A 5,196-nucleotide genomic window follows, 5' to 3' on the forward strand; every position below is an offset into this window, starting at 1 on the left:
AAATATTTTACTCACACATGTGAAAGAGATGATCCGGCTTGTGACGACCGGGAAGGGCTCTGACGCGGGGGTCTCGTCCTTTCAAGCGTTAACGATGTCTTTATCCGGCCGCATTGGGGTCGGGAACGTCGCTGGGACGGCAACGGGGATTGCCTACGGGGGACCGGGCGCTGTCTTTTGGATGTGGGTCATTACGTTTATCGGTGCGGCGACGGCGTATGTCGAGTCGACGCTGGCGCAAATTTATAAAGAGGAACGAGACGGGCAGTACCGGGGCGGGCCAGCTTTCTATATTGAAAAGGGCCTTGGCTGGAAATGGTTTGCGGTTGTGATTGCCGCGGCGATCCTTCTCTCCATGGCGGTGTTGATGCCGGGAATTCAAGCAAACTCGATTGCCGACAGCTTTTCGAATGCGTTTGGCATTCCGAAATTGGTGACGGGAATTTTCGTGATTGCCGTTCTTGGCTTTACGATTTTTGGCGGAGTGAAGCGGATCGCGAAAACGGCGGAAATTGTCGTGCCGTTTATGGCAGTTGGCTATTTGTTGGTCGCGATTGCCATTGTTGCGGCCAATATTGAAAAAGTCCCGGATGTGTTTGGTTTGATTTTCAAAAGCGCGTTTGGCGCTGATCAAGTGTTTGGCGGCATTCTTGGTTCGGCGGTGATGTGGGGGGTCAAACGCGGCCTTTATGCGAATGAAGCGGGGCAAGGGACGGGCGCCCACCCGGCAGCGGCGGCGGAAGTGTCCCACCCGGCGAAGCAGGGGCTTGTGCAGGCATTTTCGATCTATTTGGACGTGTTCTTGGTCGTGACGGCGACGGCGCTGATGATTTTGTTTACAGGTCAATACAATGTGATCAATGAAAAAACGGGAGAGACGATTGTCGAGCATTTGAAAGGGGTAGAACCGGGTGCAGGGTATACGCAAGCGGCGGTGGACACCCTCTTCCCGGGATTTGGCTCGGCGTTTATTGCGATTGCCCTTTTCTTCTTTGCGTTTACGACGATGTACGCCTATTACTATATTGCCGAGACGAACCTCGCTTATCTGGTGCGCAGTGAAAAGAGGGGGATGGCCTTCTTTGCCCTCAAAGTCATCTTTTTGGCCGCCACTTTCTACGGAACGGTCAAAACGGCGACGACGGCGTGGGCGATGGGCGACATCGGGCTTGGAATCATGGTTTGGCTCAACTTGATCGCGATCTTGTTGTTGTTTAAACCGGCCTATATTGCGCTAAAAGATTATGAGGAGCAGCTGAAGCAAGGCAAGGATCCGGAATTCAATGCGTCAAAATACGGGATCAAGAACGCGACATTTTGGGAAAATGGGTATACGAGAGTGGACGAAAAGAAGGAACAAGCGTTATAAGCCATCATACGTTGTAGAGTTGGAGGTGTCCCGCTGCGTTCGGGACACCGTTTTTGTGCGTCCGGCATCCTGGGAATGGCCGCTTTGGAATCCTGTTAGGCAAAGCAGATATTGAAAAAAAGGTTGGAAACAGGAGATGATGACGAAACGGTTGATGAGCTGACGGGGATGGCGGTCGGGAAGATGGAAAAGGGGAGAGGGGGAGGAAGTTTGTTTCGTAAAAAAACCGGCCGCAGGGCCGGTTTTTGTGGAAATTAATGGGTTGTTCCCTTTAGGTCACGAACAAGTTGGGCCAGCGCGTCGTGAATCGGCGTCACCGGTCTGCCGAGCAGTTTTTCAAAGTCGTTGCTTTCGATTTCTAAGGAGCCTTCGCGGATGCCGCGTTGAATGTCCACGAGAAACGACACGAGCGGATCGGGCAAACCAGCCTTTTTCATGATATCAGCATAGGCAGCATCGTTGACTTGTTGCACCGGCACGTCTTTGCCTAAGACGGCGCCGAGGGCGGCGGCGAGTTCTTCTTGGGTCATGAGGGGGCCGGAAAGTTCGTAAATTGTGTTTTCATGGCCATCTCCGGCGAGGACGGCAGCGGCGGCTTCGGCGTAGTCTTGGCGAAGGGCCCAGCCGACTTTGCCTGTCCCGGCTGATGTCACCCAAGGCGCCCCGGCGAGGACGGCTTGAACGGTTCCGATTTCGTTTTCCAAATACCAGTTGTTGCGCAAAAAGGAGTACGGAATGCCGGTGTTTGCGATGGCTTCTTCCGTCACCCGATGCACTTCGGCCAAGGCGAGCCGGCTTTCATTCGCATTCGCCAGGCTTGTGTACGCAATGAATCCGACTTGGGCGCGTTGGGCGGCGTTGACGGCATTTGTGTGCTGGCGGATTCTTGTTTCGTTGTCTCCGTCGGTGGAGATGATCAACAGCCGGTCAATCCCTTGAAAGGCTGTCTCCAACGTTTCGGGGCGGTCAAAATCGCCATGGCGAACGTCGACTCCGCGGGCCCGAAGATGTTCGGCTTTTTCCGGCTGGCGGACGCTGACGGCCAGCTGGTGAGCCGGCACGGATTTCAACAGCGTTTCGACGACTTTCGTTCCTAATTTTCCGGTTGCCCCGGTGACTAATATGTTCATACGCCTAGACCTCCTCATTTGTTTTGTTATAACCAGTTTGGTTACAACCGATGTATAAATAAAAGCCCTGTTAAGAGCTTTTATTATTGAAATTGAGCGATCAGCCGGCTGATCGTCGTTTGCGAAAGCCGCTCTTCCATGGCCGCCTGCGCCGCTTTCAGTTCGGCTTGCAGAACCGCCTCGATATTCCGCCCGACCGGGCACTGAATGTTCGGATGTTCATGGATGCGAAACAGTTGATCCGTTTCCACGACACCGACGGCCCGATACACGTCTAACAGCGTGATTTGGTCGGGAGGTTTGCGTAGCGAAGCGCCGCCGACTCCGGGGCGGACGTCAACCAACCCCGCTTTTTTTAACATGCCCATAATTCGACGGATGATGACAGGGTTTGTATTGACGCTCTGCGCGATGAAATCTCCGGTGCAATCGGCCGGGCTGGTCGCAAGCAAGCAAAGGATGTGCACGGCCATCGAAAATCGTGTGCTAATTTGTTTCACGTAAAACACCACCGTTGTAACCATTATAGTTATATCTTCAGGAAAAGTCAACTTTGGTGCTGGCCGTTTTGGATCAATCGTGCTTCCGGTCGGAAAGGGATAAATCCCCGCCAAAGGCCGCGCCGGAGAGAAGAGGGGTTGACGCCGTGACGGAAAGGTGCTTTGGATTCGCCCGCTGATCGTGTACAATACATAAAGGGTGACAACATCGTTCATCTCGGAAGGAGGAAAGCCATTGACAGACAGCGGAAAACAATCGTTCATTACGGACATTCATCAGTTGGATAAAAAAGGAGCGGGACAAGCGGTCGTTTGGCAGGAAGAAGAAGGGAGGAGAAAAAAGCTCAAACTCACTGTTCCGTCCACGCTTCCTGGTGAAAAGGTGCGGGTTTTGATCGATTGGCCGAAACGCCGGAGGGCCCATGCCCGAGTGGAAGAAGTGATCGAGCCGCATCCGGAACGGCTTGCGCCTTCGTGTCCGCACTTTGACCGCTGTGGCGGCTGTGTCTGGCAGCACTGGCGCTATGAAGGGCAGCTGCGCCATAAAACGGAGCATGTCAAGACGCTCTTGAAAGAGCACGGATTTGACCCTGGCGTTGTCCGCGATACGATTGGCATGGAACATCCGTGGCATTACCGCAATAAAATGGAGTTTACGTTTTCTCCGGAAGGGTTGCTTGGACTGCACGAGCGAGGGAACTTCCGGCAAGTCATTTCGTTGGAGACATGCCTCATTGCCGGCGAGAAGATCGTCAAAGCGGCCATGGAGGTGGCGCGTTGGGCGCGCGATCACCGGTTGCCTGGTTATCACAAAGATACCCACGAAGGGCTGCTTCGCCACCTCATGGTGCGCGAGTCGTTTGCGACAGGAGAGGTGATGGTGGCGCTCTTTGCGACCGAGGCGCCGGAAGGGGATCTGAAAGAAGCGGCGGCCGATTTGACGGAGCGGATCACCAAAATGCTCCCGCAAGTGAAAAGTTTGCTTTGGCTCGAGAATCGGGCGTGGGCGGACCGCACCCAAGCGGAACAAACCCATGTGTTGGCCGGACGTGATTTCATTTACGATGAATTGTGCGGCTTCCGCTACCGCCTTTGGTTTGATACGTTTTTTCAAACAAACCCAGTGCAGGCGGCCAAATTGGTTGAACTGGCGTTGGAGATGGGCAAACCGCAGCCTCATGAAAACATGATCGACCTCTTTTGCGGAGTCGGGACGTTTTCCCTGCCATTTGCGAAACGGGTCAAAGCGTTAGCTGGCATTGAAATTGTTGAAACGTCGATTGAGTCGGCGAAGCGAAATGCGAAGGACAACGGCATTGATAATACGTACTTTTTGGCTCGGGATGCAAGACGCGGGATTGATGAAGTGTTGGAACAGTTCGGACGGCCGGAGCTGCTGCTTTTGGATCCTCCACGTTCGGGGGCGGGCGGGAAGGTGATGCGCAAAATCGGCCGGGCGCGGCCGGAGCGGGTTGTGTATGTCTCGTGCAATCCGGAGACGTTTGCGTCAGACATTACGGAGCTAGTCTCGTTCGGCTATACATTGAAAACCGTCCAGCCGGTGGACATGTTTCCGCATACGGCCCATGTCGAGTGCTGTGCGTTGCTTGTTCGGGGATCATGATGGAAGGAATCCCGTTTCTCGGATAGGGAGAAACGGGATTTATTGCTTTTGCCATCCTTTTTTGAAACAAATAGAAATCATTTACAGGGATAGATGTGCAACCTATGCCCCACCTACAAACTTCAGAAGCGGAAGGAAAAAGATGGCGGACGGCCCTTTTCGTTTTTTCCGTCTAACTGTACTTCTGGATCGCATCTGCCAGTAATTGCGGCAATGCCGGGATGTCGCCTGTGCCGTATGTGAACCGGACAAACGTCTCGTCCATATCGAGCGCCTCTGCGAACAACCCAGAAAGTCCACGTGCCTTGCGGTCGATTTCCAGCAAGACTTCTACGCTGTTTTCAGACAAAAAGAAGATCGCTTCCAATTCATCAAGACAGCCTTTGAACGGTCCACTTGCCGGCTTGAATTCAAACTCTTGGACAAACGGCAACCGCCGTTGCCAATAGCGCGGCGCTTGTTCGCACTGCACATGGTGGAGGCGGAATCCTAATTGGCGGGCTGCCTCGAGAAACGCGGCGACGAGCGGGTGCGGTTCGATGGCGAGATGGTCGCGGTCTTGCGGGTCGAGCG

General features: G+C 53.9%; 5 protein-coding genes. 2 read left to right on the forward strand and 3 right to left on the reverse strand.

Going from position 1 to position 5,196, the window contains the following annotated elements; translation table 11 throughout:
• Positions 1–1,369, forward strand: a 1,369-nt coding sequence (locus VU18_RS01470) for an alanine/glycine:cation symporter family protein (RefSeq protein WP_236687244.1), incomplete at its 5' end; no start/stop codon positions are given.
• A gap of 254 nt (positions 1,370–1,623) precedes the next feature.
• On the opposite strand, the gene VU18_RS01475 is transcribed toward VU18_RS01470, so the two are convergent.
• The gene (locus VU18_RS01475) at positions 1,624–2,499 is read right to left on the reverse strand and encodes an SDR family oxidoreductase (RefSeq protein ID WP_011229859.1); all 876 of its coding nucleotides are present in this window, start codon (positions 2,497–2,499) and stop codon (positions 1,624–1,626) included.
• Between the two features lie 83 nt (positions 2,500–2,582).
• Positions 2,583–2,999, reverse strand: a complete 417-nt coding sequence (locus tag VU18_RS01480) for an Rrf2 family transcriptional regulator (RefSeq protein ID WP_011229860.1) — start codon at positions 2,997–2,999, stop codon at positions 2,583–2,585.
• 235 nt (positions 3,000–3,234) lie between these two features.
• Here VU18_RS01480 and rlmD point away from each other — a divergent pair, with 235 nt between their 5' ends.
• Positions 3,235–4,623, forward strand: coding sequence for a 23S rRNA (uracil(1939)-C(5))-methyltransferase RlmD (gene rlmD / locus VU18_RS01485; RefSeq protein ID WP_011229861.1), 1,389 nt, complete (start codon positions 3,235–3,237; stop codon positions 4,621–4,623).
• A gap of 172 nt (positions 4,624–4,795) precedes the next feature.
• Here the strand turns inward: rlmD and VU18_RS18715 are convergent.
• A partial coding sequence (locus VU18_RS18715) for a sporulation protein (protein ID WP_236687245.1) occupies positions 4,796–5,196 on the reverse strand: 401 nt, incomplete at its 5' end.

It is taken from the genome of Geobacillus sp. ZGt-1 (genome assembly GCF_001026865.1).
Taxonomy (GTDB): domain Bacteria; phylum Bacillota; class Bacilli; order Bacillales; family Anoxybacillaceae; genus Geobacillus; species Geobacillus thermoleovorans.

Coding starts and splice junctions, on each gene's coding strand:
- VU18_RS01475 (WP_011229859.1), bottom strand. CDS start 2,499: ATGAACATATTAGTCACCGGGGCAACCGGAAAATTAGGAACGAAAGTC.